Origin of the sequence: Mycobacterium colombiense (assembly GCF_001953985.1) — a bacterium.
Classification (GTDB): Bacteria; Actinomycetota; Actinomycetes; order Mycobacteriales; family Mycobacteriaceae; genus Mycobacterium; species Mycobacterium colombiense_B.
In genome coordinates, this window is sequence record NZ_MBEI01000069.1 from 61,806 (window position 1) to 84,936 (window position 23,131).

Below are 23,131 nucleotides of genomic sequence, written 5' to 3' on the forward strand. Positions count from 1 at the left end.
CGCCCTAGCGCCCGGCGGGCCGCAGCACCACCTCGTGCATGTGACCGTCGCGCGGGGTGGCCACCGCGTGCGCGACCGCGGCCGCGACCGTTTCGGGCTTTAAGAAGTTGGCGGGGTCGTAGGTGCCGCCCTCGAACTCGATGAGTTCGCGCTGCATGTCGCTGTCGGTCCGGCCCGGATAGACCGTCGTCACCCGCAACTCCGGTTCGTCGCTGCGCAGCGAGTCCGCGAAGGCGCGCAGCGCGAACTTGCTGGACGAATAGGAGGCCATATCCCGCGAAGCGGTGCGCCCCGCACCGGAGTTGATGAACACCACCTGCCCGCGTGCCCGTCGCAGCGCAGGCAACAGCGCCAGCGTAAGTTCCACCGGTCCAAAGACGTTCACGGCGAAGGTGGCGCGCCACTCGTCGACGTTCGAGTCGGCGACGCTGCCGGGGATGGCCAGCCCCGCGTTGTGCACGAGCACGTCGAGCTCGTCCACGATTTCGCAGGCGGCTTCGATATCGCCGGAGTCGGTGAGGTCCAGTGGAAACGTGGTGGCGCCGAGCCGCTGCGCGACTGCATCGAGCCGATCGGATGGCCGGCCCGCCAGCAGCAGGGTGTGCGTGGGTGCCAGCGCTGTGGCGATGGCCGATCCGATACCGCCGCCGGCGCCGGTGATGAGTGCATTGGGCATGCCCTGCAGTTTACCGGCGCCGCAAATGCGCGCGAAAAGCGTTGACGGACGGTTCTTTTCAGGCTTCCTTGCGTGCGGGTGGCACGCCGGCGGGTCCGGACGTCGGGTCACCGGAGGCCAGCCGCTCCAGCGGCGCCAGTGCCTGCATCAGGGTGTTGAGGTCGGACGCGGGGAGCTGGCTGAGCATCGCGGCCAGCGAGGCGCGCCGATTGGCCAGCGACTCACCGTGCACGGCCCGCCCCCGCGGGGTGATGTCCACGAGCACCGCACGCAGGTCGGACGGATCGCGGGAACGCTTGACCAGCCCCACCTTCTCCAGCCGCCGGATCGCCACGGTCGTGGTGGGAGTCCGCACCCGTTCGTGTGCGGCGAGATCGGTCATCCGGATCGGGCCCTGGTCGAGCAGCGTGACCAAAATCGATAATTGCGCCAGGGTCAGCTCGCCGGCCGCCGCGCCGCTGGGGTCCCCACGGCGCAGAATCGCAAACAATTTGGACAGCGCTCGATGCAAACCCTCGGCGAGCTCGGCTACCTCGGCCGGGTTCGATTCGCTGTCCGCCATAAATCGGGAGTCTATCCCGATATGAGGTGCTTACAAGGTAGCTATTGCCCATCAGTTAGTGGCGATCAAAGCACTTGGGACAAGAACCGCTGCAGCCGTTCGGTCTCCGCGGCGTCGAAAATCTGCTCAGGAGGGCCCGATTCCACGACCTTGCCGTGATCCATAAACACCACGGCGTCGGATGCCGACCGCGCGAAACCCATTTCGTGCGTCACCACAACCATTGTCATGCCATCGGCGCCGAGGTCGGCAATGAGTTGCAGTATTCCTTTGACCATTTCGGGATCCAGCGCCGAGGTCGCCTCGTCGAAAAACATCACCTGCGGCCCCATGGCCAGCGCGCGGGCGATCGCCACGCGCTGCTGTTGCCCGCCGGACAACATGTTGGGACGGGCATCGGCCTTGTGCTTCAGGCCAACTCGATCCAGCTGCGTCATCGCCAGGTCGCGGGCCTCGTCGGAGGGCAGCCGTCGCAACTTTCGTGGTGCCATCGCCACGTTGGCCAGGACGCTGAGGTGCGGAAAGAGATTGAAATGCTGGAACACCATGCCGATGCGCTGGCGCAACTCGTCGGGATCATCGCGCAGCACCGATCGGCCATCCAGCAGGATGTCGCCACTGTCAGGCTCATACAAGCGGTTCAGCGTGCGAAGCAGTGTCGACTTGCCCGAACCGGACGGCCCGATGATCGCCACGGTGGTGCCCGCGGGTGCCTCGATATCGACGCCGCGCAGCACCTTACTTCCGCCCAGGGTTTGGTGAACGGCTTTGGCCGCCAGCGAAACTGACGCACGCCCGTGGATGCCGAAGGTCACGTGATCTCCTGGCCGAACGTAGTCGCGAGCAGGTCGGCGTCGTCCTCCGGCGCGGTGGCGCGGCGGCCGCGACGAAGCCGGGTGTCGATGTAGTTCACCAAATGCGTTAGCGGGATGGTCAATAGCAGGTAGAAGAGACCCGCGGCCACCAACGGCGAGAGGCTCCCGGTCTGCGCGTTGAGGTCTCGTCCCACCTGGAACAGCTCTCGCTGATCGGCGATCAGGCCGAGGAAATAGACCAGCGCGGAGGCCTTCAACAGCCCGATGGCCTGATTGACCAGGGCGGGCAGCACGCGGCGGACGCCCTGCGGCACCACCACCAGCCGCATCGCGGTGACATAGCTGAAGCCCAGCGCCCGGGACGCTTCCAGCTGTCCGGGATCGACGCTCTGAATGCCGGAGCGCAGGATCTCGCCGATGTAGGCGGCTGCCATCAATCCCAGCGCGGCGATGCCGAGCGGGTAGGGGTTCTTGTTGGTCAGCCCACTGACCAACGGGCCGATACCCATCCCGATCAGCAAGATGATCACCACTTCGGGCAGGCCCCGGAAGATGTCGGTGTACACCCGGGCCGGCCAGCGCAGCCAGCGCCGGTGCGAGATCCCCGCCATCGCCAACACCATCCCGAACGCCAGGCCGATGACCAGGGCGCTGTTGGTCAGGATCAACGTGTTCGGCAGACCGGTGGTCAACAGTATGGGAATGGCCTGCCGGTACATGCCCCAGTCGAAGAACGAATCACCCAACTGGGCCAGCGCCGACTTCGGGGCGGGCGGACCGGCGGGCGAGCGGTGTTGCTTCGCAATCGCTGCGAAGTCCGGCAGCTTGGGGATGGGCGCGGTTCTGGAGCCGGGTTTCCAGCCGGGCGGCACCGTCCGCGGCACCCATTGGCTGTACAGGTGCGCCCACGTGCCGTCGGCGATGACGGCATCCAGCCCGGAATTGAGCGCGTCGATCAACGGCTTGTTGTCCTTGGCGACCGCATAGGCGACGAAATTGCCTGGGCTGTAAGTATTCGCGGCGACCACCGCCGGATCGCCCGGGCGAATGACGGTCGCCGCAAGCGTCCCCGGCGCCACCCACGCATCGATTTGGCGGGACTTCAGGCTGGCGTACAGGGTGGCGAAGCCCGGATATTTCACGGGTTGCAGATGCAAGACGTCGACGACGTACGACTCCTCGACGGTGCCTTGCACGACGCCGATCCGCTGGCCGGCGGCGAGGTCGCTGAATTTGTGGATGGCCGAACCCGGCGGAACCACCAGCGAATAGAACCCGAAGTCGTAGCCGTTGGTGAACGAGACGGTGTGCCGGCGGGCGTCGGTCGCTTTCACCGCTGCCGAGCCGACGTCGAACCGCCGGGACGCCACCTGGGCGAGCAGCGCGGAAAAGTCGGTGCTGACGAAGCGGACCTGCAGACCCAGCTTGTCGGCGATGGCGCGCAGCAGTTGGTTGTCGAAGCCGCTGAATTCGCCAGTGGGATTGATGCAGATGTTGGGTGGGGCGTCCGACAGCGTGCCCACGGTCAGGACACCCGGCACGCCGAGACCCAGGGCGCCGACGTCGACCGCGCCGAGCGGCTCGACCGACGCCGTGGTGTCCCGGTCATCCTCGCCGGTGGTCGGGCTCTGGGTCAGGTCCTTGGGCAGGGTCCGCGCGCTGTCCACGCCGGCCGGTGCGCACTGGTTCCAGTCGGCGGCCGCCGGCGCGACCGGGCCAGCCAGCACGAGGCCGCACACCATCAGGACGGTCGCGGCCAGGCCGAATGCCCTTCCGCGGCGCTCGGTGTGCCGGCCCACGCGCGAATTCATCAGTGTCACCGTAACGACCGAACGGCGACCCGGCCCGCTCAGCGTCGGTTCACAGCACCAGGGATGCTTCGTCGCGGATCGTGTCCGGGTCGGCGACCACCCGCAGCGGGCCGGGAACGACCCGACCGACGTCGTCGTGCGGGATGAAGACCCGGCGCCGGAACAGTTCGGCCAGCATGGTCTGGGCCATCAGATAGGAGCGGTCGACGCACGCGGCCCGCGCGGCCTCGGGGTCGCGCCGCTGTATCGCCGCGGTCTCGTCTTCGTAGAACGGCAGCATCTCGTCGCGCCCGCTCTGATAGGTCGTCCAGAACAGGCGGGGGATGAGATTCTGCGAGGCACGGATCGTGGCAAGCAGCCGCGGGCCGGCGTACTCCTCGTTGACGGTGCGCCGATATTCGGCGGCGATGTCGGTGAAGGCGCGCGAATCCTTGGCCGTGCGCAGCGAACGCACCAGCGTGTCGAGCTGTCCCAGGATCCTTGGCGTGGGACTGGTCGCCGCGCGGGCGGACGCGATCCCATTGAGCATTCCGTCGAGCTCATGGTGCTCGAGGACGGTGGCCTCATCGAACCGCTCGACGAACGCGCCACGGTGATAACGCGTGGACACAATGCCGTCGTGTTCGAGTTGGACCAGCGCCTCTTGAATGGGCACCCGGCTCACTCCCAAGCCCAGCGCAATTTCATTGCGGTCGACACGGTCCCCAGTGCGCAGCTTCCCGGTCAACAACAGGTGGAGAATGTGCGAAACAACCAGGTCCTTTTCTTTGACCCCGTATTTCTTCGGCATCTTTTTGTTTCAGTCTCTTTCACACCCGGTTCGGCCATCTAGCGGTGAGAGTTTCTCACGAATTGACGCGCGCGTTTAGGTGTTTGACCGATGAACTTTGAATACGGTGCGGCCGGTTTACCGGCTGTCGCGCCATTTGCATAGCGCTTCGGCGGCGGTCAGGTCGTAGTCCGGACCATTCACGCCGACGGTCAGCAGCGTCACGCCCAGGGCCGTGAGGCCTTCGGCGTTGGCGATCAGCCCGTCGAGGCCCTCGCCGCGACGCACGCCGCTGTTGTTCTCTACGCCGGCCGACCTTTCGATGGTGGACGGGTCACGCCCGACGGCGGAGCAATGTTCTTCCAGCACAGCCGCCGCTGCCGGATAGGTCTCGACAGTGGTGAAGCCGTGCCAGATGTCGCCGTATTCGGCGACCATGCGCAATGTCTTTCGCGGGCCCTTGCCGCCGATGAGGATCGGGATGTCGCGGGTGGGAGCCGGGTTCAGTTTGGCCAGCCGCGCGTTGATCCGGGGCAGTGCTTTAGCCAGGTCGTCCAGGCGGCTGCCGGCGGTGCCGAATTCGTAGCCGTACTCGTCGTAGTCCTTTTGTTTCCAACCCGAACCGATGCCGAGGATGAGCCGGCCGTCGGAAATGTGATCGACGGTGCGGGCCATATCGGCCAGTAGCTCCGGATTGCGGTAGGAGTTGCACGTGACCAGCGCGCCGATCTGGATGCGCGATGTCTGCTCGGCCCAGGCGCCGAGCATCGTCCAGCATTCGAAATGCGCACCGTCGGGATCGCCGTAGAGCGGGAAGAAATGATCCCAATTGAAGGCGATGTCGACGCCGATGTCCTCGCAGCGGCGCACGGCATCGCGCAGTTGGCCGTATTGCGGAGCGTGTTGCGGCTGCAGTTGGACACCGATACGGATTCCGAACTCAGAAGTCATAACCCCACCGTAGGCTCAGCGTGCGTCGAGCACTCCACGCAGAAGGTCGATCAGCGCGCGCGGCTGGTCGCTTTGCACCGAATGGCCCGAATTCTCCACGACGTGCGCGGAGCGGAAATTCTTTGCGCGACGGGCTAGCTCGGCCGCGTCGTCGTCGCTGACGAAGCCCGATGTGCCACCGCGCACCAGCGTCACGGGGGCGGACAATGCGTCGACGTCGTCCCACAGGCTGGCGAAGTCGGGGAAGGTGCGGATGGCGTCGTAGCGCCACGTCCACTGGCCGTTCTCCAGCTTGCGCGAGTTGTGGAACACCCCGCGGCGCAGAGCCTTCACCTCCCGGTGCGGCGCCGCCGCGACCGTCAAGTCGAGCATGGCCTGGAAGCTGGGGAACTCGCGTTCCCCGTGCATCAGAGCCACGGTGCCCTGCTGCTCCTTGGTCATCTCGGAATGCCGTTGCAGCGCCGACGGGGTGACGTCGATCAGCACTAGTTCGTTGACCAGTTCGGGCGCCACCGCGCCCAGCCGGATCGCGGTCAGTCCGCCCAGTGACATGCCGACGACGAGGTCGGCCGACGCGGCGTGTTCGCGCAGGATCGGCAGCAAGGTGTCGGCGTTGTGCTGCGGCGAGTAGTCGCCGTCCTCGCGCCAGGCGGAGTGGCCGTGACCGGGAAGGTCGACCGCCAGGGCGGGTTCGCCGAGGCCGACGATGACGGTGTCCCAGGTGTGCGCGTTCTGCCCGCCGCCGTGCACGAACACGATCCGTGGGGGAGTGCTGCCCCAGCGCAGCGCGCTGATTTTGCTTTCGCCCGTGCCGGACTCGACGCGCTCGGCGTCGGGCAGGGGACCGGAGACTCCGGCCTGCTCGGCGTTCTCGGACAGCAACGAGAATTCGGACAGCCCGGCCAGTTCGTCTTCGGAGATCTCGGTCACGATCTTTGACACTAGCTATAGGACGTAGCGGCGGCGAACACCATGGAAGCGCTGCCACATCGCGGCGGCGCGCTCCGGCGCGCTCACCATGGCGGTTTCCCGGGGCAGGGCGCCGAGCAGTGCGTCGTGCTTGACCACCCGGGTGTCCAGCACCGCGGGTTCGCCCTCGAGCATGTGCCGGTAGGTGAGGTTGCCGCGCTCGAAGCCCTGGGTGTCCAGCCAGTTGTGCACGCCCGGATCACGGTGAGCCATAACCAGGCGGATGCGGCCGTCGCGGTCGACCTTGGTGCGGCTCGGCGTGTAGCTCACGGGGCGGTACAGGTAGTCCATGCTGTTGAAGAAGACACCCATGTTGGTGAACATCCACAGCCCGTCATGGGCGTCGAACTCGACGATCAGCGCCTCGTCCGCCGCCAGCTCCCAGTACATGTTGGCGGCGGCCCGGCCGCGTTTGGTGTCGGCGTCGCTGGCGCCGACGCGCGGGAACGTGTTGGGGTGCTCGGCGTCGACGCCGCCGTAGGTGAAGGGGAATTCGGGCCAATCGGACATCAGGCCGGTGACGAAATCGCCGGCCCAGCGCATCGCGTCGACCATGTCGGTGGGGGTGGGCAACGGCTTGGGGGAGGCCATGTCGACGCGTTCGATGCGCAGCTGGGCCGGCGACTCGTCCCAGCGGTCAAAACCCTGGCGGATGAACAGTTTTCGGGACTCCGCCGTGGTGGGCAGCCAGTGCGGCGCGCGTTCGGGGCCTCCGATGTAAACCTCGAACCGCCCGTCTTCACCGATGTCGAGTTGGTGGCCGAGCAGGTTGGCCTCCGGTGTGTCGCCGAATGGCTCGTGCAGGACGCCCGGGCCGGGCGTGCGTCGTCCCTGCACGGTGACGTTGAAAAAGCGTGAGGTGCCGCGGGTGCCGGTGAGCCGGTAGGCGGAGTGCCCGTCGATCCATGCCTGTTGATAGGTGAAGTCGGCGCAGTCCCCGCCGAGCTTGCGGGTAGGTCCGCAGAAGGCGTGCAGCACCGGGTAGCCGGTGTCGCGGGTCTCGAGCGCCAAATCGAAAGCCTGGCCGAGGTTTTGGGTGAGAAATCGGTACGCGTCGACGCGCTGTGATGCGGCAGCAGGGTTGGCGTCTTTGAACACCTGCCGGCCCGCGCGCTCGAGCTGGGCGCAGAATTCGGTCCACGCCGATTGCAGTGCCGCGTCGTCGGGGCCGTCGCCGAAACCCATCGTCATGCGCCTAATCTGTTCAGCATCGCGCCGACGACGTCGCAGGCGCGCCGCGCCGCTCGCAGGCGGCCCTCGGTGTCGATGCGGGGCCCGATCAGTTCCAGGTCGAATCCGTGCGCATAGCCGCCGGCCAGAGCCTGGGCGACGAACGCTTCAAGCGGGATCGCGCCGTCGCCGGGCACCGCGCGACCCGGGAGCGCCCGGTCACCCAGCACGTAATCGCTGAGCTGGATGAGCTCGGTTCGTGGCAGTGCCCGTTGCACCATCGCTTCGAAATCGCCTTCCGCCCAGCAGTGGAACAGCTCGATGCAGATTCCGAGTCCGCTCATCTCGGCCAGCGCGACGGTATCGCGCAGGGTATGCGCGAGATGAATGTCGGCGTAGAGGCTCGACGCGTTCTCGATCGCCAGCGCCACCCCCGCCTGCCTTGCGTGCTCGACGCAGGGAGCGATCGTGGCGCTGAAGCGGTCGGCGGCCTGCGGCCAGGTCAATGCGCCCCGGCCGCCGGTGAGCATGTAGACCACCCGTGCGCCCACTGCGGCCGCGGCATCGATCACCGCCAGCAGCGCATCCCGTGCTGTGGTCGGCGGTGTATCGAGCCGGCCACCGCCGAAGATGTGGCACACCGCCTCCACGGTGTAGGTGTTGCGCTGCACCAGCTTTGGGAATTGGGGGTCGAGCAGCTCGCTGTCCAAGACGCTGAGCCGCGACACACCGAGGGCCGCCCAATGCTGTGCCACCTCGGCCAGCGGCGCGCCGAAGAAGGTGACGTCGTGGACGGACAGGCGTTTGTGCGGCGCCGTCACGTCAGCCCCGGGTTTCGATCTCGACACCGAATCGCTCACGGAATGGCCGGAATTCGGCGTGCAGCGCGTCGAGGTCTTCGCCGATGTCGATCAGCAGCTGGGTGGAGTAGCGGAACTTGCCGTAGCGGTCGCCGCGGTTGTTGGCCAGGTAGTCGCGCATCGCCGATTCGGCCTCAGGCGTGAGTTTGCGTCCGGCGAACTCGTAATACCGGCGGACCGTTGCGATTTGATCGGCGACGAAGTCGGTGTATCGGATGTGCAGGATGCGCGGATCGTCCACCATGGGGTTGGTCATGGTGTTGGCGACGCCATCGCGCGTCAACTCCAGATGCATCTTCGCCAGGGCGTGCAGGTCGACGGAACCGACCATGCCTTCGGCGATGTCGGCCATCATCATCGTGCGTGAGGCCGCGACCTGTACCGGGTCGCGGTGCAGCCAGACCAGGGTGGCGTCGGGGTAGGCGTCGAACATCTCCTTGAGCCGGAAGCCGTGAAACCCCTTCAGCACCCAGTACTTTCGGGGTCGTTGGTATTGCAGCTGTTGCAGCATGGCCTTGTGCAGCCGGTACTGCGCGGCCGGGTCGGTGGCCAGACCGCCGACCAGGGACTGCATGGGCACCCGCCACCACGCGGTCGGCGTCATCACCCGGAAGTCGAATGCCCAGGTGCGCTCGTCTTCGGGAAGACCGTCGCCCAGCATGTCGTTGTAGGGGTGGCTGTGCAACCACTTCGGCATCTTGGCGTTGATCTCACGCCAGTCCGCGTCGGCGCGCGCCCGGCGGTCGTCATCGGGTGAGGCCAGCCCCGGCGGCGGGGAGGGATACATCACCTCCCAGAACCGCAGCGCGCGGGCCTGCGGGTCGACGGACATCAGGGCATGCATAAGTGTTGTCCCCGAACGGGGTTCGCCCGTGACGAACATCGGCGACTCGATCACCTCAGCACCGATCGGGTAGCGGTTGCGGTCTTCGATGAGTTCAAGGCGCGACGTCAGCAGCCAACGACACACCTGCGCGGCTTCGAAACGGCCGTCGGCATCCATGCCCAGACCGTTGAGGTGGTCGACGGCGACGGCGAAGCGCTCGGGCAGGGTGGGATCGCCGTAGTCGCGCAGCCCGGTCTCCGCCTCGGCGGCCGCGAGCATCTCCGCGGCGTCCAAACGTGTTGTCACGACAGGTCTCCACAGAGCCGCACCAGTTCGTCTTCGGCCGCGCGGACGTTGGCCGCCGAAACCTGCGCGTATTTCACGCCGGCCATGGCGCCGTAGTCGAGGATCTTGGGCACGCGCAGGCCGGCGTCGACGTATGTCTTGACGATCTTGGCGACCTCTTTCGGCGTGCCATGGGGTACGACGGCCAGGACCATCTCGGGTCGCACTTTGTCCAGGAACTCCACGATCCGCTCCCGGGTGAGCACGGCGGGGTCGATGTCCTGGAATCCGCGCCAGCCCTCGCCCATGGGGTGCTCGAATCCGAAGTCGTGCAACGTCTTTGCGGAGACCTGCAGCAGAAAGGCCTTGACCAGGGGAGCCCGCAGGATCTCGGCGAGGGCGGCGTCATCCGCACCGATCAGGCACACCTGGATGAAGCACGGGGTGATCGCCATCGGGTCGCGGCCGGCGCGGTCTGCGGATGCCCTTACCGCGGAGAGCATCTGGGCGTAGTGCTCGGGTGTCCAGGCGCCCGCGGGCCACCACCCGTCGGCGTACCGGCCCGCGATGTCGAGCATCCGTGGGCCACTGGCGCCGATCCAAATGGGGGGCACCCGACCCTCGTAGGGTTCGGTATCCAGGCGGGCATGGTGCAGCGAATAGAACTGGCCGTCGAAGTCGACCGGGCCGTCGCTGCGCCACAGCAACTGGATCACCGCCAGCGCTTCCTCGAAGCGGCTGACCGAACGCGAGAAGTCGAAGCCGTAGGGCAGCGTGTTTTCGCTCTCGCCGCTGCCCAGCCCCAGGATGAAACGCCCCTCGGCGAGGTGATCGATGGTCAGCGCCGTCTGCGCGAGCATCGCGGGATGGCGGCGCACGGTGTCGACCACGGCGCTGACCAGCGGAACCCGCTCGGTCAGCACGGCCGCCGCCGCGGCCACCGCGAGCCCGTCCAGGTGGCGGTGCGGCGATGGCGAAGCGGCGGCCAGGTCGGTGAACTCGGGAGTCCAGATCGAGTCCGGCCAGAAGCTGACCATGTGGTCGGGCAGCCAGATTGAGTGGTACCGGCCGCTGTCGAGTCCCGCGAGCCCGGACAGGTCAAGGGGGAGAGTGGTGCGCAGGAACGCTGCGGGTTGAACGGTCATCGAGACATGATGCTAAGCACCTGCACAGCATCGTGTCGATGGTTTGGCGATTGCGCCGCACCGACCCGATCGGTTCGCACCCCGACCATTAGGTAATTCGAGAAAGCGCTAGCACATGGGCCAGCGCATTCGAAGCCACACCTAATGGTCCGGAGCGCTACCGTGTCGGAAATCCGGGCGCAGGCGACCGGTCGAACGTCGGGCCTTAGCCCGAGATGATGAACTCTTCGAGCTGGGTGCGCGCGACGTCGTCGGGCAGCTGCTGCGGCGGGCTCTTCATCAGGTACGCCGACGCCGGGATCACCGGGCCGCCGATGCCGCGGTCCTTCGCGATCTTGGCGGCACGCACCGCGTCGATGATGACGCCCGCGGAGTTCGGCGAGTCCCACACCTCGAGCTTGTACTCCAGGTTCAGCGGCACATCACCGAAGGCGCGGCCTTCCAGCCGCACGTAGGCCCACTTGCGGTCGTCGAGCCAGCCGACGTGATCGGACGGGCCGATGTGCACGTCGCGCGTCTTGAACTCGCGCTGCACGTTGGACGTCACGGCCTGCGTCTTGGAGATCTTCTTGGACTCCAGGCGCTCGCGCTCGAGCATGTTGAGGAAGTCCATGTTGCCGCCGACGTTGAGCTGCATGGTGCGGTCCAGCTGCACGCCACGGTCCTCGAACAGCTTGGCCATCACGCGGTGGGTGATGGTCGCGCCGACCTGGCTCTTGATGTCGTCGCCCACGATCGGCACGCCGGCGTCGGCGAACTTCTTGGCCCACACCGGGTCCGAGGCGATGAACACCGGCAGCGCGTTGACGAACGCCACGCCCGCGTCGATGGCGCACTGGGCGTAGAACTTGTCGGCCTCTTCGGAGCCGACCGGCAGGTAGGAGACCAGGACGTCGACGTTGGCCTCGCGCAGCGCCTGGACCACGTCGACGGCCTCGACGTCGGACACCTCGATGGTGTCGGCGTAGTACTTGCCGATGCCGTCCAGCGTCGGGCCGCGCTGCACCGTCACGTTGGTGGGCGGCACGTCGGCGATCTTGATGGTGTTGTTCTCCGACGCGAAGATCGCCTCGGACAGGTCGAAGCCCACCTTCTTGGCGTCCACGTCGAACGCCGCGACGAACTTCACGTCGCGGACGTGGTACTGACCGAACTTCACGTGCATCAAGCCGGGCACGGTGCTGTTCGCGTCGGCGTCGTAGTAGTACTGCACGCCCTGAACCAGCGAAGACGCGCAGTTACCGACGCCGACAATGGCGACTCGTACCTCCGTCGACGCCTGCGGCGCGTTCTGCTCACTCATATGGGCGTTCTCCTAACCTCTAACCACTGGGATGCTGGGTTGTGCAGGGATTTACGTTTGCTCGGAGAGGCCGGGCATAGCCCGCTCCGCAGCAATGAGCTCGTTGAGCCACTTGACTTCGCGCTCACTGGACTCGAGCCCCAATTGATGAAGCTGACGGGTGTAGCGGTCGAACGAGCTACTGGCCCGCGCAACGGCTTCGCGCAGGCCCTCCCGTCGTTCCTCGACCTGACGGCGGCGGCCTTCCAGAATGCGCATCCGCGCCTCTGCCGGAGTCCGGTTGAAGAACGCCAGGTGTACCCCGAAGCCGTCGTCGGTGTAGTTGTGCGGACCGGTGTCGGCCACCAGCTCACCGAAGCGCCGGCGGCCCTCGTCGGTCAGCTGGTAGACGCGCCGGGCCCGCCGGACCGGCGTCCCGGCCGGGGCGGCATCCTCGGCAATCAACCCCTCGGCCTGCATGCGCCGCAGGGCGGGGTAGAGCGATCCGTACGAAAACGCCCGGAACGCACCGAGGAGACCGGTCAGCCGCTTGCGCAACTCGTAGCCGTGCATGGGCGACTCGATCAGGAGACCCAGGATGGCGAGCTCCAGCAATCGAATCACCTCCCTGAAAAAGATTTGCGTGGCTGGTTACGACGGTTCGACGCCTCGCGCAATCGTATCGTCTCGATATATTAGCCACAACACCACTGACTGTTGGTTTGTCGTTCGTCACAGTGCAAGGTGTGAAATAAGCCCCCGGGACCGGGCTTTACGTGGGCAGACTCATCTGCTTGACGGTGCCGTCGCCCGCGAAGGTGATATGCCCGCCGCCGTAATCGCTCGAGACATAGAGCGACAGCGAGAGCGCACCCGGTGTGGTCGGGTCGGTGGCCGGCTCGATGATCAGGTACGTGGATTTCACGTCGGACGGCCTCATGTGCAGCGTTTCCGGGGCGCCGCGCATGATGCCGACGGTCTTCGTCACGTCGAATTTGCTCAGGTCGACGGGAGCCGGCGCGTCCGAGGAACTCTTGGCCGAACTGGTCGGATCGCCCCAGCCGCCGCGGTAGGTGTAGGCCAGCATCCGGCGGTCGTCGGAGGGGTCCTGGCGGTCCAACACCGCGTAGGTCGGGTAGATCACCAACCGATAGCCGACGGTGTCGCCCAGACGCTTGCGCATCTGCTCGAACAGCCCGGTGAGGCCGCCGACCGAGTGCAGCTGTGTGGGCGGCGTCAGCACCACGGCGCTGACTCCGTCGGGCTTGGCCCCGGGATCGGTGGTGAAGTCCAGCGGCGAGCGCGTGTTCCCGTACAGCCCCCAGCCGATGCCCACTCCCAGCAACACCGACACCACGAAGGCGGCGGCCGGCACTCCCCACCCGCCGACTCGAGGCAGCTTGGGCCGCGAGTCGAGGGCGGGCAGTTGCCGCCCGGCGTTGATCTGCAGGTCGGTCACCAGGGCGTGCAAATCGCCCATCGTCACCGCCTTGGTGGCCGCGCTGACCCGCTCCCGGTGCTCTTCGGCGGAGAGCTCGCCGTCGGCCAGGGCGTCATCGAGGACCGTGCAGGTGTCTTGGCGGTCGCTGTCCTTGGCGCGGGTCGTCGTCGTCACCCCGCCTCCCAGCGGTGCCCCGAGCCATTTCGCCACGGGGATGATCGTAGAAGTCCGAGGCCGGTTTGGCGCAGAAACCACTCCCGATTGCCCGGCACGGACCGCCACGGAACGTTGCGTATCACTGGTCGGGATGGCGACGTACTCTGGTGGGCGTGCGACTGCAGCGACAAGTGGTGGACTACGCGCTCCGGCGGCGCTCACTGCTGTCCGAGGTGTACTCGGGCCGCACCGGTGTGTCCGAGGTTTGTGACGCGAACCCGTATCTGCTGCGCGCCGCCAAGTTTCACGGCAAACCGAGTCAGGTCATGTGCCCGATCTGCCGCAAGGAGCAGCTGACGCTGGTGTCGTGGGTGTTCGGCGAGCACCTCGGTGCCGTGTCTGGCTCGGCGCGCACGGCCGAAGAATTGGTGATGCTGGCAACCCGCTTCGAGGAGTTCGCCGTCCACGTGGTTGAGGTTTGCCGGACCTGCAGCTGGAACCATCTCGTCAAGTCCTATGTGCTCGGCGCGGCGCGCACGGCGCCTCCTCCCAGAGGCACCGGACGCACGCGGACGGCGCGCGACAACGCCCGCACGGCCATTGAATAACGAAGGACGCCACAACCAGTCGTCCGGCGACCAACGTGGTCCAGCGACTGAGCATGTAGGCAATCAGAGTTCTGACAAGCGCCCGGAGCCCGACCGTCCGGACGCCGGTCGTCGGGATCCCGAACGCCGAGAGGCGCCGCCGACGATCAACCGCCGCCGTAAGGCCCCGCCCGACGATCGGCTGACGACGATCCTGCCGCCGGTCCAGGACGACCGGGCGCCCCGGCGCTCCGATCCCATCGAGGAAGTCAAGGCCGCGCTGGCCGGCCCCCCGTCGACCCCCTCGCGACGGGACGCGCTCGACGAGGTCAAGGCCGCACTGGACGGCCGGGGCCCGACGGCCGCCCGGCGCGAGCGGGCCGGCCTCGGTGGTGGTCCACCGGGTGGGCCGCCCCCACCGCCCCGGCGGCCCGGACGCCCGGGAGGACCCGCCGGTCCCGGCGGGCTGCCCGTCCCACCCTGGCGCGACTGGGCCTGGACCGAGCAGATCAACTGGCTGTGGGTGCGGCGAGGGGCGTACATTAGCGCGGCCGTGCTGGTGCTGTTGCCGATCGTCACGTTCGCGATGGCCTACTTCATCGTCGACATCCCCAAGCCGGGTGACCTTCGCACCAACCAGGTTTCGACGATCCTGGCCAGCGACGGGTCAGAGATCGCCAAGATCATCCCGCCGGAGGGCAATCGGGTCGACGTCAACATCAACCAAGTTCCCGTGCATGTGCGCCAGGCGGTGATCGCCGCCGAAGACCGCAATTTCTACTCGAACCCGGGGTTCGATTTCAGCGGTTTCGTGCGCGCGGTGAACAACAACCTCTTCGGCAGCGGTGATCTGCAGGGCGGGTCGACGATCACCCAGCAGTATGTGAAGAACGCGCTGGTCGGTTCGGCCCAGCACGGGGTCAGCGGCCTGATGCGCAAGGCCAAGGAACTCGTCATCGCCACCAAGATGTCGGGGGAGTGGTCGAAAGACGATGTGCTGCAGGCCTATCTGAACATCATTTATTTCGGCCGGGGCGCCTACGGGATCTCGGCCGCCGCCAAGGCCTACTTCAACAAACCCGTCGAGCAGCTCACGGTTTCCGAGGGCGCACTGCTGGCCGCGCTGATCCGGCGCCCGTCCTCGCTGGACCCGGCGGTCGATCCGCAGGGCGCGCGTGCCCGCTGGGCGTGGGTGCTCGACGGCATGGTGGAAACCAAGGCGCTGGCTTCGAGTGATCGTTCTTCGCAGCAGTTCCCGCCGACCGTGCCGCCGGATCAGGCGCGCGCGCAGAACCAGACGACCGGGCCCAACGGGCTGATCGAACGCCAGGTGACCAGAGAGTTGATGGAGCTGTTCAACATCGACGAGCGGACTCTGAACACCCAGGGCCTGCAGGTCACCACGACCATCGACCCGAAGGCCCAGCAGGCGGCGGAGAAGGCGGTGTCGAAGTACCTCGACGGCCAAGACCCCGATATGCGTTCGGCCGCAGTGTCGGTCGATCCGCACGACGGCGCGATACGCGCCTACTTCGGCGGCACCGACGCCAACGGGTTCGACTTCGCTCAGGCCGGGCTGCAGACCGGGTCGTCGTTCAAGGTGTTCTGCCTCATCGCCGCGCTCGAGCAGGGGATCGGCCTGGGCTTCCAGGTGGACAGCTCGCCGCTGACCGTCGATGGCATCAAGATCACCAACGTCGAGGGCGAGAGCTGCGGGACCTGCAACATCGCCCAGGCGCTCAAGATGTCGTTGAACACCTCCTACTACCGGCTGATGCTCAAGCTGAAGGGCGGCCCGCAGGCCGTCGCCGACGCAGCGCACCAAGCCGGCATCGCGACCAGCTTCCCCGGCGTCGACCACACCCTGTCCGAGGACGGCAAGGGCGGACCACCCAACAACGGAGTTGTGCTGGGCCAGTATCAAACCCGGGTGTTCGACATGGCCTCGGCGTACGCCACGCTAGCGGCCTCCGGCGTCTATCACCGTCCGCACTTCGTGCAGAAGGTCGTCAACTCCGACGGCCAGGTCCTATTCGACGCCGCCAACTCCGACAACAAGACCGAGCAGCGCATCCCCAAGGCCGTCGCCGACAACACCACCGCGGCCATGGTGCCGATCGCCTCCTATTCGCGCGGCCACGCCCTGGCCGGCGGCCGGCCGTCGGCGGCCAAGACCGGCACCACCCAGCTCGGTGACACCACCTCGAACAAGGACGCCTGGATGGTGGGCTACACGCCGTCGCTGTCGACGGCGGTGTGGGTGGGCACCGCCAAGGGCGATAGCCCGCTGGTAACGGCTTCGGGCGGACCGGTTTACGGCTCGGGGCTGCCGTCGGACATCTGGAAGTCCACCATGGACGGCGCGCTCAAGGGCACGTCCAACGAATCCTTCCCCAAGCCGACCGAGATCGGCGGTTACGCGGGCGTGCCCGCGGCACCCCCGCCGCCCCCGCCGCCGTCGGAGACCGTCATCCAGCCCACCATCGAAGTGGCGCCGGGCATCACCATTCCCGTCGGTCCGCCCACGACGATCACCGCGGCGCCACCGGCTCCCGCCGGCCCGCCGGGTGGCCCGGAGCCGGGTGGCCCGCCTGGTGGCCCGTTCGGCGCCCCGCCTGGTGGCCCGTTTGGTGGCCCGCCGTTTGGTGGCCCGCCGGGTGGTGGCGTCCCGCCGGGTGGACCCCAAGCGCCGCCGCCGCCACCGTGACCGACGCCGCGGAGCAGGGCGCGACTACCTCACCGCAGCGGCTCGCCGCGGATCTGCGCAGCGCCGACAACCGAGATTGCCCGAGCCGCACCGACTTTCTGGGTGCCGCGCTCGCCGACGTCGTCGGCGGACCGGTCGGCCGGCACGCGCTGATCGGCCGCTCCCGGCTGATGACCCCGGTGCGGGTGATGTTCTTGATCGCGCTGGTGCTCCTCGCGCTCGGCTGGTCGACGAAGGCGGCCTGTCTGCAGAGCACCGGCACCGGGACCGCCGACCAGCGGGTGGCCAACTGGGACAACCAGCGCGCCTACTACGAGCTGTGCTACTCCGACACCGTGCCGCTGTACGGCGCAGAGTTGTTGAGCCAGGGCAAGTTTCCCTACAAGTCGAGCTGGGTCGAGACCGACTCGACCGGCGCCCAGCAGATCCGTTACGACGGCCAGCCCGCGGTGCGCTACATGGAGTATCCGGTGCTGACCGGGATCTACCAGTACGTGTCGATGGCGCTGGCCAAGACCTACACCGCGCTGAGCAAGCTCGCGCCGCTGCCGGTGGTCGCCGAGGTGGTGATGTTCTTTGATATCGCGGCTTTCGGCCTGGCGCTGGCCTGGCTGGCCACCGTCTGGGCCAGCGCCGGCCTGGCCGGGCGACGGATCTGGGATGCGGCCCTGGTGGCCGGCTCCCCGATACTGATCTTTCAGATATTCACCAACTTCGACGCGCTGGCAACGGCTTTCGCGATGACCGGGCTCCTGGCCTGGGCACGCCGAAAACCGGTGCTGGCCGGGGTGCTGATCGGATTGGGTGCCGCGGCGAAGCTGTATCCGCTGCTGTTCCTGGGCCCGATGCTGCTGCTGGGAATCCGGACCGGACGTCTGCGTGCGTGTGCCCGCACCGCGGCGGCAGCGGGGATGACCTGGTTGTTGGTGAATCTGCCCGTGCTGGTGTTCTTTCCGCGCGGCTGGTCGGAGTTCTTCCGGCTCAACACGCGTCGCGGCGAGGACATGGACTCGGTGTACAACGTGATCAAGTCGTTCACCGGCTGGCGGGGGTTCGATCCCAAGCTCGGGTTCTGGCAGCCGCCGACGGTGCTCAACACCGTCGTCGCCGTGCTGTTCGTGGCGTGTTGTGCGGCAATCGCATTCATCGTGCTGACCGCCCCGCAACGGCCACGGGTGGCGCAGCTGCTGTTCCTGGTGGTCGCCGCTTTCCTGCTGACCAACAAGGTGTGGAGCCCGCAGTTCTCGCTGTGGCTGGTGCCGCTGGCCGTACTCGCGCTCCCGCATCGCCGGCTACTGCTGGCGTGGATGACCGTCGACGCAGTGGTGTGGGTGCCGCGGATGTATTTCCTGTACGGCAACCCCAACCGCTCGCTGCCCGAACAGTTCTTCACCACCACCGTGCTGCTGCGGGACATCGCGGTTATCGTTTTGTGCGCGTTGGTGATTCGCCAGATCTATCGGCCCGGTGAGGATTTGGTGCGCTGGGGCGGCCGGGTGGACGATCCGGCGGGCGGACCGTTCGACCGTGCACCTGACGCGCCGCCCGGGTGGGTGCCGGACTGGCTGCGACCGGCTGGTTCGCGCCGCTCGAGCGTCTCGGAATCCCACGACGCCGAGGAGCAACCCGCGGTGGCCAGCGGAGTGGCGCCGTGACGCAGGTCGCCATCCCGATCTTCCCGCGGTTCACCGCACTCGACGCGGTGGGCCCTTACGAGGTGTTGCAACGCATTCCGTCGATCGACGTCGTGTTCGTCGGGCACCAGCGCGGTGAGGTGCGGACCGAGAACGGAATGCTCGGTGTCAGCTGCGACGCCACCTTCGACGAGGTGGACACACCCGATGTGGTGGTGTTCCCCGGCGGCATCGGCACCCGGCAGCTCGTTCACGACGAGGCCATCCGCGCGTGGCTGCAGGCGGTACACCCCAACACGACGTTCACCACCTCGGTGTGCACGGGCGCCCTGCTGCTGGCCGCGGCCGGTCTGCTGAACGGGCTCACCGCCACCACGCACTGGCGGGCCGCCGACCTACTCAACGGCTTGGGCGCCCGCTACGTGCCGGAGCGAGTCGTCGAACACTTGCCGCAGCGGATCATCACCGCGGCAGGGGTGTCCAGCGGCATCGATATGGCCCTACGTCTGGTGGAACTGCTCGTCGATCGCGAGGCCGCGCAGGCGGCTCAGCTGCTCATCGAATATGACCCGCAGCCGCCCTTCGACTCGGGCGCGTTCGCCAAGGCCGATCCCGCGACGGTGGCGCGGGCCGACGAATTCTTGGCCGCCCGGCAGTAGTGAGGTTGCCCAATCGGCCGGATTTTTCTGGTCAGCCCGCTATCCGGTACCCTGATGCGGTTGCCGACGCAGGCGACCCTCCTGCCACGGAACGTCCGTGGCCGCACAGACCAGAGGAGGTGGTGAGGTTTCCATGCGTCCATACGAAATCATGGTCATTCTTGACCCCACGCTCGACGAGCGCACCGTTGCCCCGTCCTTGGAGACGTTCCTCAACGTCGTCCGCAAGGATGGTGGATCCGTCGACAAGGTCGATATCTGGGGCCGGCGCCGGCTGGCCTACGAGATCGCCAAGCACGCCGAAGGCATCTACGTCGTCGTCGACCTGAAGGCCGAGCCGGCGACGGTATCCGAGCTCGACCGCCAGCTCAGCCTCAACGAGTCGGTACTGCGCACCAAGGTGATGCGCACCGACAAGCACTAACAGCCTTGGCTGCGTCGCGTGCTTCTCGTCGGCGCACCTGCTTAGGCTGTGGAGAGCTCAGCGAAAGTAGGCTCATGACACCCACCACCCGAGCGGCGAGGAACAGGTCGGAACGAGGAGGAAACTGTGGCTGGTGACACCACTATCACCGTTGTTGGAAACCTGACCGCCGACCCCGAACTGCGGTTCACCCCGTCGGGTGCCGCCGTCGCGAACTTCACCGTGGCGTCGACCCCCCGGATCTACGACCGCCAGAGCGGGGAATGGAAAGACGGTGAGGCGCTGTTCCTGCGGTGCAACATCTGGCGGGAAGCCGCCGAGAATGTCGCGGAAAGCCTCACGCGTGGTGCCCGGGTGATTGTCACGGGCCGGCTCAAGCAACGCTCTTTTGAGACTCGTGAAGGTGAGAAGCGCACCGTCTTCGAGGTCGAGGTCGACGAGATCGGCCCTTCGCTGCGGTATGCCACAGCCAAAGTCAACAAGGCCAGCCGCAGCGGCGGTGGCGGTGGTGGCGGCGGCTTCGGCGGTGGCGGCGGCGGCGGATCCCGCCAGCAGTCCGCGCCGGCGAGCAGCGCGCCCGCGGACGACCCGTGGGGCAGTGCCCCCGCATCGGGCTCGTTCGGCGGCGGGGACGACGAACCGCCCTTCTGATTTGAAAAGACTTCAGTAATAGAGAACGGAAAGAAAAACAGACATGGCCAAGTCCAACAAGCGGCGGCCGGCTCCGGAAAAGCCGGTCAAGGCACGGAAATGTGTCTTCTGCGCGAAGAAGGATCAAGCGATCGACTACAAGGACACCGCGCTGCTGCGCACGTACATCAGCGAGCGCGGCAAGATCCGTGCGCGTCGCGTTACCGGCAATTGCGTGCAGCACCAGCGTGACATCGCCATTGCGGTGAAGAATGCCCGCGAAGTGGCGCTGCTGCCCTTTACCTCCTCGGCGCGATAGTCGCCGCAGGCCTACCGAAAGTACGAAACGATGAAGCTGATTCTGACGGCTGACGTCGACCACCTTGGTACCGTCGGCGACACTGTCGAGGTCAAGGATGGTTACGGCCGTAACTTCCTGCTCCCGCGCGGTTTGGCGATTGTGGCCTCCCGCGGCGCGCAGAGGCAGGCCGACGATATCCGCCGGGCCCGCGAAACCAAGGCGGTCCGCGACCTCGGGCATGCCAACGAACTCAAGACGGCGCTCGAGGCGCTCGGCCCGGTCTCGCTGCCGGTGAAGACCGCGGCCGATTCCGGCAAGCTGTTCGGCTCGGTGACGGCCAGCGATGTCGTCGCGGCGATCAAGAAGGCCGGCGGCCCCAACCTGGACAAGCGGATCGTGCGGCTGCCCAAAGCGCACATCAAGGCCGTCGGGACCCACCCGGTGGCGGTGCACCTGCACCCCGAGGTCGACGTCGAGGTCGCGCTCGAGGTCGTCGCGCAGAGCTAAGCACCCGACATTTGCTCGAAGCCCGGCGGTGGCCCGATCGGCCGCCGCCGGGCTTCGTTGTGCTGCGGGCACGCGGCCGCACTCCGCTGACAAGGATCGCGGACGGGGTCCCTGGCGAACTATTTCTGGGGTGCATTTCGCCAGGGTGCTTTACCGGCTCGTAACGCTGGGAAAACACGGCCGAAAGCCAACACGCCCGGGGCAGTAACCTGGCCCGACACGCCGTAGAGATTCTTGTCCACACGAATTCCATGGCGTTGTATGGCCGGTATCTGCACTGATGTCCTTGCCCTTTGCATTAATCCACAGGTTCTCCACACCCCGCTCAACACAGGTGTCGACGGATATGCACACACGATGCACAGCTTCATAAACAGCACCCCCTTTGCGTACTAGCCAGCAACGTTTAACGTCGTCCCGGCGCCGGGCGTTCGGGTGCTCTGCAGCGCAGGTTGTCAGCACCTTGACTTACGCTCGAGGTCCACTATCGAATGTATGTTCGGATGCGTGAATCAGGGGAGGAGGGAATCCGTGGCGGTCGTCGATGACTTGGCGTCGGGCATGGATTCCTCGCCGCCAAGCGAGGACTTCGGCCGTCAGCCACCGCAGGACCTGGCGGCCGAACAGGCGGTGCTGGGCGGCATGCTGCTGAGCAAGGACGCCATCGCCGATGTCCTGGAACGGCTGCGGCCCGGCGACTTCTACCGCCCCGCTCATCAGAATGTCTACGACGCGATCCTCGACCTCTACGGGCGTGGCGAGCCGGCCGACGCGGTGACGGTCGCCGCGGAGCTGGACCGCCGCAACCTGCTGCGCCGCATCGGCGGGGCACCGTATCTACACACGCTGATCTCGACGGTGCCGACCGCGGCCAACGCGAGCTACTACGCGACCATCGTGGCGGAGAAGGCGCTCCTGCGGCGCCTCGTGGAGGCCGGCACGCGGGTCGTGCAGTACGGCTACGCGGGCGCCGAGGGCGCCGACGTCGCCGAGGTGGTCGACCGCGCGCAGGCCGAGATCTACGAGGTGGCCGAGCGCCGGACGTCGGAGGATTTCGTTCCGCTCGAGGATCTGCTGCAGCCGACCATGGACGAGATCGACGCCATCGCCTCGAACGGCGGCGTCGCGCGCGGCGTGCCGACCGGTTTCACCGAGCTCGACGAGGTGACCAACGGCCTGCACGCCGGGCAGATGATCATCGTGGCGGCTCGACCTGGAGTGGGCAAAAGCACCCTTGGATTAGATTTTTTGCGTTCGTGCTCGATCAAGCACCGCATGGCGAGCGTCATCTTCTCGCTGGAGATGAGCAAGTCCGAGATCGTCATGCGGCTGCTGTCGGCGGAAGCGAAGATCAAGCTCGCCGACATGCGGTCCGGTCGCATGAGCGACGAAGACTGGACGCGGCTGGCGCGGCGGATGAGCGAAATCAGCGAGGCGCCACTATATATCGACGACTCGCCGAACCTGACGATGATGGAGATCCGCGCCAAGGCTCGCCGGTTGCGGCAGAAATCCGACCTGCGTCTGGTCGTGGTCGATTATCTGCAGCTGATGTCGTCGGGCAAGAAGGTCGAGTCGCGGCAGCTCGAGGTATCCGAGTTCTCGCGCCACCTCAAGCTTTTGGCCAAGGAGCTCGAGGTCCCCGTCGTCGCGATCAGCCAGCTCAACCGCGGTCCCGAGCAGCGCACCGACAAGAAGCCGATGCTGTCGGACCTTCGCGAGTCGGGCTCGCTGGAGCAGGACGCCGACATGGTGATCCTGCTGAACCGGCCGGACGCCTTCGAGCGCGACGACCCGCGCGGGGGAGAGGCGGATTTCATTCTCGCCAAGCACCGCAACGGCCCCACCAAGACGGTGACGGTCGCGCACCAGCTGCACCTGTCGCGATTCACCAACATGGCGCGGTGACGTAGGTCCAAGTTCTATCGTGTTCGACCGCCGCCGACCGCTGGGTGGCGAGCGGA

23 protein-coding genes are annotated in these 23,131 nt (G+C 66.8%); 9 read left to right on the forward strand and 14 right to left on the reverse strand.

What is annotated here, in order from left to right; genetic code table 11:
• Window positions 1–4: 4 nt before the first annotated feature.
• From A5732_RS21980 to A5732_RS22045, 14 genes are all read right to left on the reverse strand, one after another.
• The gene (locus tag A5732_RS21980; RefSeq protein ID WP_076103293.1) at window positions 5–676 is read right to left on the reverse strand and encodes an SDR family oxidoreductase; all 672 of its coding nucleotides are present in this window, start codon (window positions 674–676) and stop codon (window positions 5–7) included.
• Between the two features lie 58 nt (window positions 677–734).
• Complete coding sequence (locus A5732_RS21985) at window positions 735–1,238, reverse strand: MarR family winged helix-turn-helix transcriptional regulator (RefSeq protein WP_076054540.1); 504 nt, start codon at window positions 1,236–1,238, stop codon at window positions 735–737.
• 65 nt (window positions 1,239–1,303) lie between these two features.
• Complete coding sequence (locus A5732_RS21990; protein ID WP_076054538.1) at window positions 1,304–2,053, reverse strand: amino acid ABC transporter ATP-binding protein; 750 nt, start codon at window positions 2,051–2,053, stop codon at window positions 1,304–1,306.
• Window positions 2,050–3,864, reverse strand: coding sequence for an ABC transporter substrate-binding protein/permease (locus A5732_RS21995; RefSeq protein WP_076103294.1), 1,815 nt, complete (start codon window positions 3,862–3,864; stop codon window positions 2,050–2,052). The genes A5732_RS21990 and A5732_RS21995 overlap by 4 nt, the downstream gene beginning before the upstream one ends.
• A gap of 49 nt (window positions 3,865–3,913) precedes the next feature.
• Complete coding sequence (locus A5732_RS22000; RefSeq protein WP_076054535.1) at window positions 3,914–4,654, reverse strand: GntR family transcriptional regulator; 741 nt, start codon at window positions 4,652–4,654, stop codon at window positions 3,914–3,916.
• A 117-nt stretch (window positions 4,655–4,771) separates the two neighbouring features.
• On the reverse strand, window positions 4,772–5,584 hold the full coding sequence (locus A5732_RS22005) for an LLM class F420-dependent oxidoreductase (RefSeq protein ID WP_076103295.1): 813 nt from the start codon (window positions 5,582–5,584) through the stop codon (window positions 4,772–4,774).
• A gap of 15 nt (window positions 5,585–5,599) precedes the next feature.
• Window positions 5,600–6,514 (reverse strand): alpha/beta fold hydrolase, encoded by a 915-nt coding sequence (locus A5732_RS22010; protein WP_076054677.1) that lies wholly within the window; start codon window positions 6,512–6,514, stop codon window positions 5,600–5,602.
• 15 nt (window positions 6,515–6,529) lie between these two features.
• A complete protein-coding gene (locus A5732_RS22015) occupies window positions 6,530–7,744 on the reverse strand; it encodes a DUF1214 domain-containing protein (protein WP_253189103.1) in 1,215 nt (404 codons plus the stop codon).
• The gene (locus A5732_RS22020) at window positions 7,741–8,544 is read right to left on the reverse strand and encodes a sugar phosphate isomerase/epimerase family protein (RefSeq protein WP_076103297.1); all 804 of its coding nucleotides are present in this window, start codon (window positions 8,542–8,544) and stop codon (window positions 7,741–7,743) included. The genes A5732_RS22015 and A5732_RS22020 overlap by 4 nt, the downstream gene beginning before the upstream one ends.
• Before the next feature lies 1 nt (window position 8,545).
• Window positions 8,546–9,715, reverse strand: a complete 1,170-nt coding sequence (locus A5732_RS22025; RefSeq protein WP_076103298.1) for a sulfotransferase family protein — start codon at window positions 9,713–9,715, stop codon at window positions 8,546–8,548.
• Window positions 9,712–10,839 (reverse strand): LLM class flavin-dependent oxidoreductase, encoded by a 1,128-nt coding sequence (locus tag A5732_RS22030; RefSeq protein ID WP_076103299.1) that lies wholly within the window; start codon window positions 10,837–10,839, stop codon window positions 9,712–9,714. Before A5732_RS22030 ends, A5732_RS22025 begins: the two co-directional genes overlap by 4 nt.
• Before the next feature lie 205 nt (window positions 10,840–11,044).
• Window positions 11,045–12,142 (reverse strand): inositol-3-phosphate synthase, encoded by a 1,098-nt coding sequence (locus A5732_RS22035; protein WP_064953519.1) that lies wholly within the window; start codon window positions 12,140–12,142, stop codon window positions 11,045–11,047.
• 51 nt (window positions 12,143–12,193) lie between these two features.
• On the reverse strand, window positions 12,194–12,736 hold the full coding sequence (locus A5732_RS22040) for a PadR family transcriptional regulator (protein ID WP_003874738.1): 543 nt from the start codon (window positions 12,734–12,736) through the stop codon (window positions 12,194–12,196).
• A 157-nt stretch (window positions 12,737–12,893) separates the two neighbouring features.
• A complete protein-coding gene (locus tag A5732_RS22045; RefSeq protein ID WP_076103300.1) occupies window positions 12,894–13,772 on the reverse strand; it encodes a DUF1707 SHOCT-like domain-containing protein in 879 nt (292 codons plus the stop codon).
• A gap of 119 nt (window positions 13,773–13,891) precedes the next feature.
• Here A5732_RS22045 and A5732_RS22050 point away from each other — a divergent pair, with 119 nt between their 5' ends.
• The 9 genes from A5732_RS22050 (at window position 13,892) to dnaB (ending at window position 23,075) form a co-directional block, all read left to right on the forward strand.
• Entirely contained in the window at window positions 13,892–14,326 is a 435-nt protein-coding gene (locus A5732_RS22050) for a DUF5318 family protein (RefSeq protein ID WP_076103358.1), read from the forward strand.
• A 145-nt stretch (window positions 14,327–14,471) separates the two neighbouring features.
• Window positions 14,472–17,012: a transglycosylase domain-containing protein gene (locus A5732_RS22055; protein WP_081396080.1), complete on the forward strand. Its 2,541-nt coding sequence runs from the start codon at window positions 14,472–14,474 to the stop codon at window positions 17,010–17,012.
• On the forward strand, window positions 17,009–18,667 hold the full coding sequence (locus tag A5732_RS22060) for a glycosyltransferase family 87 protein (protein WP_076103301.1): 1,659 nt from the start codon (window positions 17,009–17,011) through the stop codon (window positions 18,665–18,667). The genes A5732_RS22055 and A5732_RS22060 overlap by 4 nt, the downstream gene beginning before the upstream one ends.
• Window positions 18,664–19,305 (forward strand): DJ-1/PfpI family protein, encoded by a 642-nt coding sequence (locus tag A5732_RS22065; protein WP_076054520.1) that lies wholly within the window; start codon window positions 18,664–18,666, stop codon window positions 19,303–19,305. The genes A5732_RS22060 and A5732_RS22065 overlap by 4 nt, the downstream gene beginning before the upstream one ends.
• A 133-nt stretch (window positions 19,306–19,438) precedes the next feature.
• Window positions 19,439–19,729 (forward strand): 30S ribosomal protein S6, encoded by a 291-nt coding sequence (gene rpsF / locus A5732_RS22070; RefSeq protein ID WP_007771721.1) that lies wholly within the window; start codon window positions 19,439–19,441, stop codon window positions 19,727–19,729.
• A gap of 126 nt (window positions 19,730–19,855) precedes the next feature.
• Window positions 19,856–20,380, forward strand: coding sequence for a single-stranded DNA-binding protein (locus A5732_RS22075; RefSeq protein WP_065056525.1), 525 nt, complete (start codon window positions 19,856–19,858; stop codon window positions 20,378–20,380).
• 43 nt (window positions 20,381–20,423) lie between these two features.
• On the forward strand, window positions 20,424–20,678 hold the full coding sequence (rpsR, locus tag A5732_RS22080; RefSeq protein ID WP_003874730.1) for a 30S ribosomal protein S18: 255 nt from the start codon (window positions 20,424–20,426) through the stop codon (window positions 20,676–20,678).
• A 30-nt stretch (window positions 20,679–20,708) separates the two neighbouring features.
• Entirely contained in the window at window positions 20,709–21,167 is a 459-nt protein-coding gene (gene rplI, locus A5732_RS22085; protein WP_076054518.1) for a 50S ribosomal protein L9, read from the forward strand.
• Window positions 21,168–21,698: 531 nt separating this feature from the next.
• The gene (gene dnaB / locus A5732_RS22095) at window positions 21,699–23,075 is read left to right on the forward strand and encodes a replicative DNA helicase (protein WP_007771724.1); all 1,377 of its coding nucleotides are present in this window, start codon (window positions 21,699–21,701) and stop codon (window positions 23,073–23,075) included.
• The last annotated feature ends 56 nt before the right edge of the window (window positions 23,076–23,131 follow it).

Coding starts and splice junctions, on each gene's coding strand:
- A5732_RS21980 (WP_076103293.1), bottom strand. CDS start 676: ATGCCCAATGCACTCATCACCGGCGCCGGCGGCGGTATCGGATCGGCC.
- A5732_RS21985 (WP_076054540.1), bottom strand. CDS start 1,238: ATGGCGGACAGCGAATCGAACCCGGCCGAGGTAGCCGAGCTCGCCGAG.
- A5732_RS21995 (WP_076103294.1), bottom strand. CDS start 3,864: ATGAATTCGCGCGTGGGCCGGCACACCGAGCGCCGCGGAAGGGCATTC.
- A5732_RS22000 (WP_076054535.1), bottom strand. CDS start 4,654: ATGCCGAAGAAATACGGGGTCAAAGAAAAGGACCTGGTTGTTTCGCAC.
- A5732_RS22005 (WP_076103295.1), bottom strand. CDS start 5,584: ATGACTTCTGAGTTCGGAATCCGTATCGGTGTCCAACTGCAGCCGCAA.
- A5732_RS22015 (WP_253189103.1), bottom strand. CDS start 7,744: ATGACGATGGGTTTCGGCGACGGCCCCGACGACGCGGCACTGCAATCG.
- A5732_RS22030 (WP_076103299.1), bottom strand. CDS start 10,839: ATGACCGTTCAACCCGCAGCGTTCCTGCGCACCACTCTCCCCCTTGAC.
- A5732_RS22035 (WP_064953519.1), bottom strand. CDS start 12,142: ATGAGTGAGCAGAACGCGCCGCAGGCGTCGACGGAGGTACGAGTCGCC.
- rpsF (WP_007771721.1), top strand. CDS start 19,439: ATGCGTCCATACGAAATCATGGTCATTCTTGACCCCACGCTCGACGAG.
- rpsR (WP_003874730.1), top strand. CDS start 20,424: ATGGCCAAGTCCAACAAGCGGCGGCCGGCTCCGGAAAAGCCGGTCAAG.
- rplI (WP_076054518.1), top strand. CDS start 20,709: ATGAAGCTGATTCTGACGGCTGACGTCGACCACCTTGGTACCGTCGGC.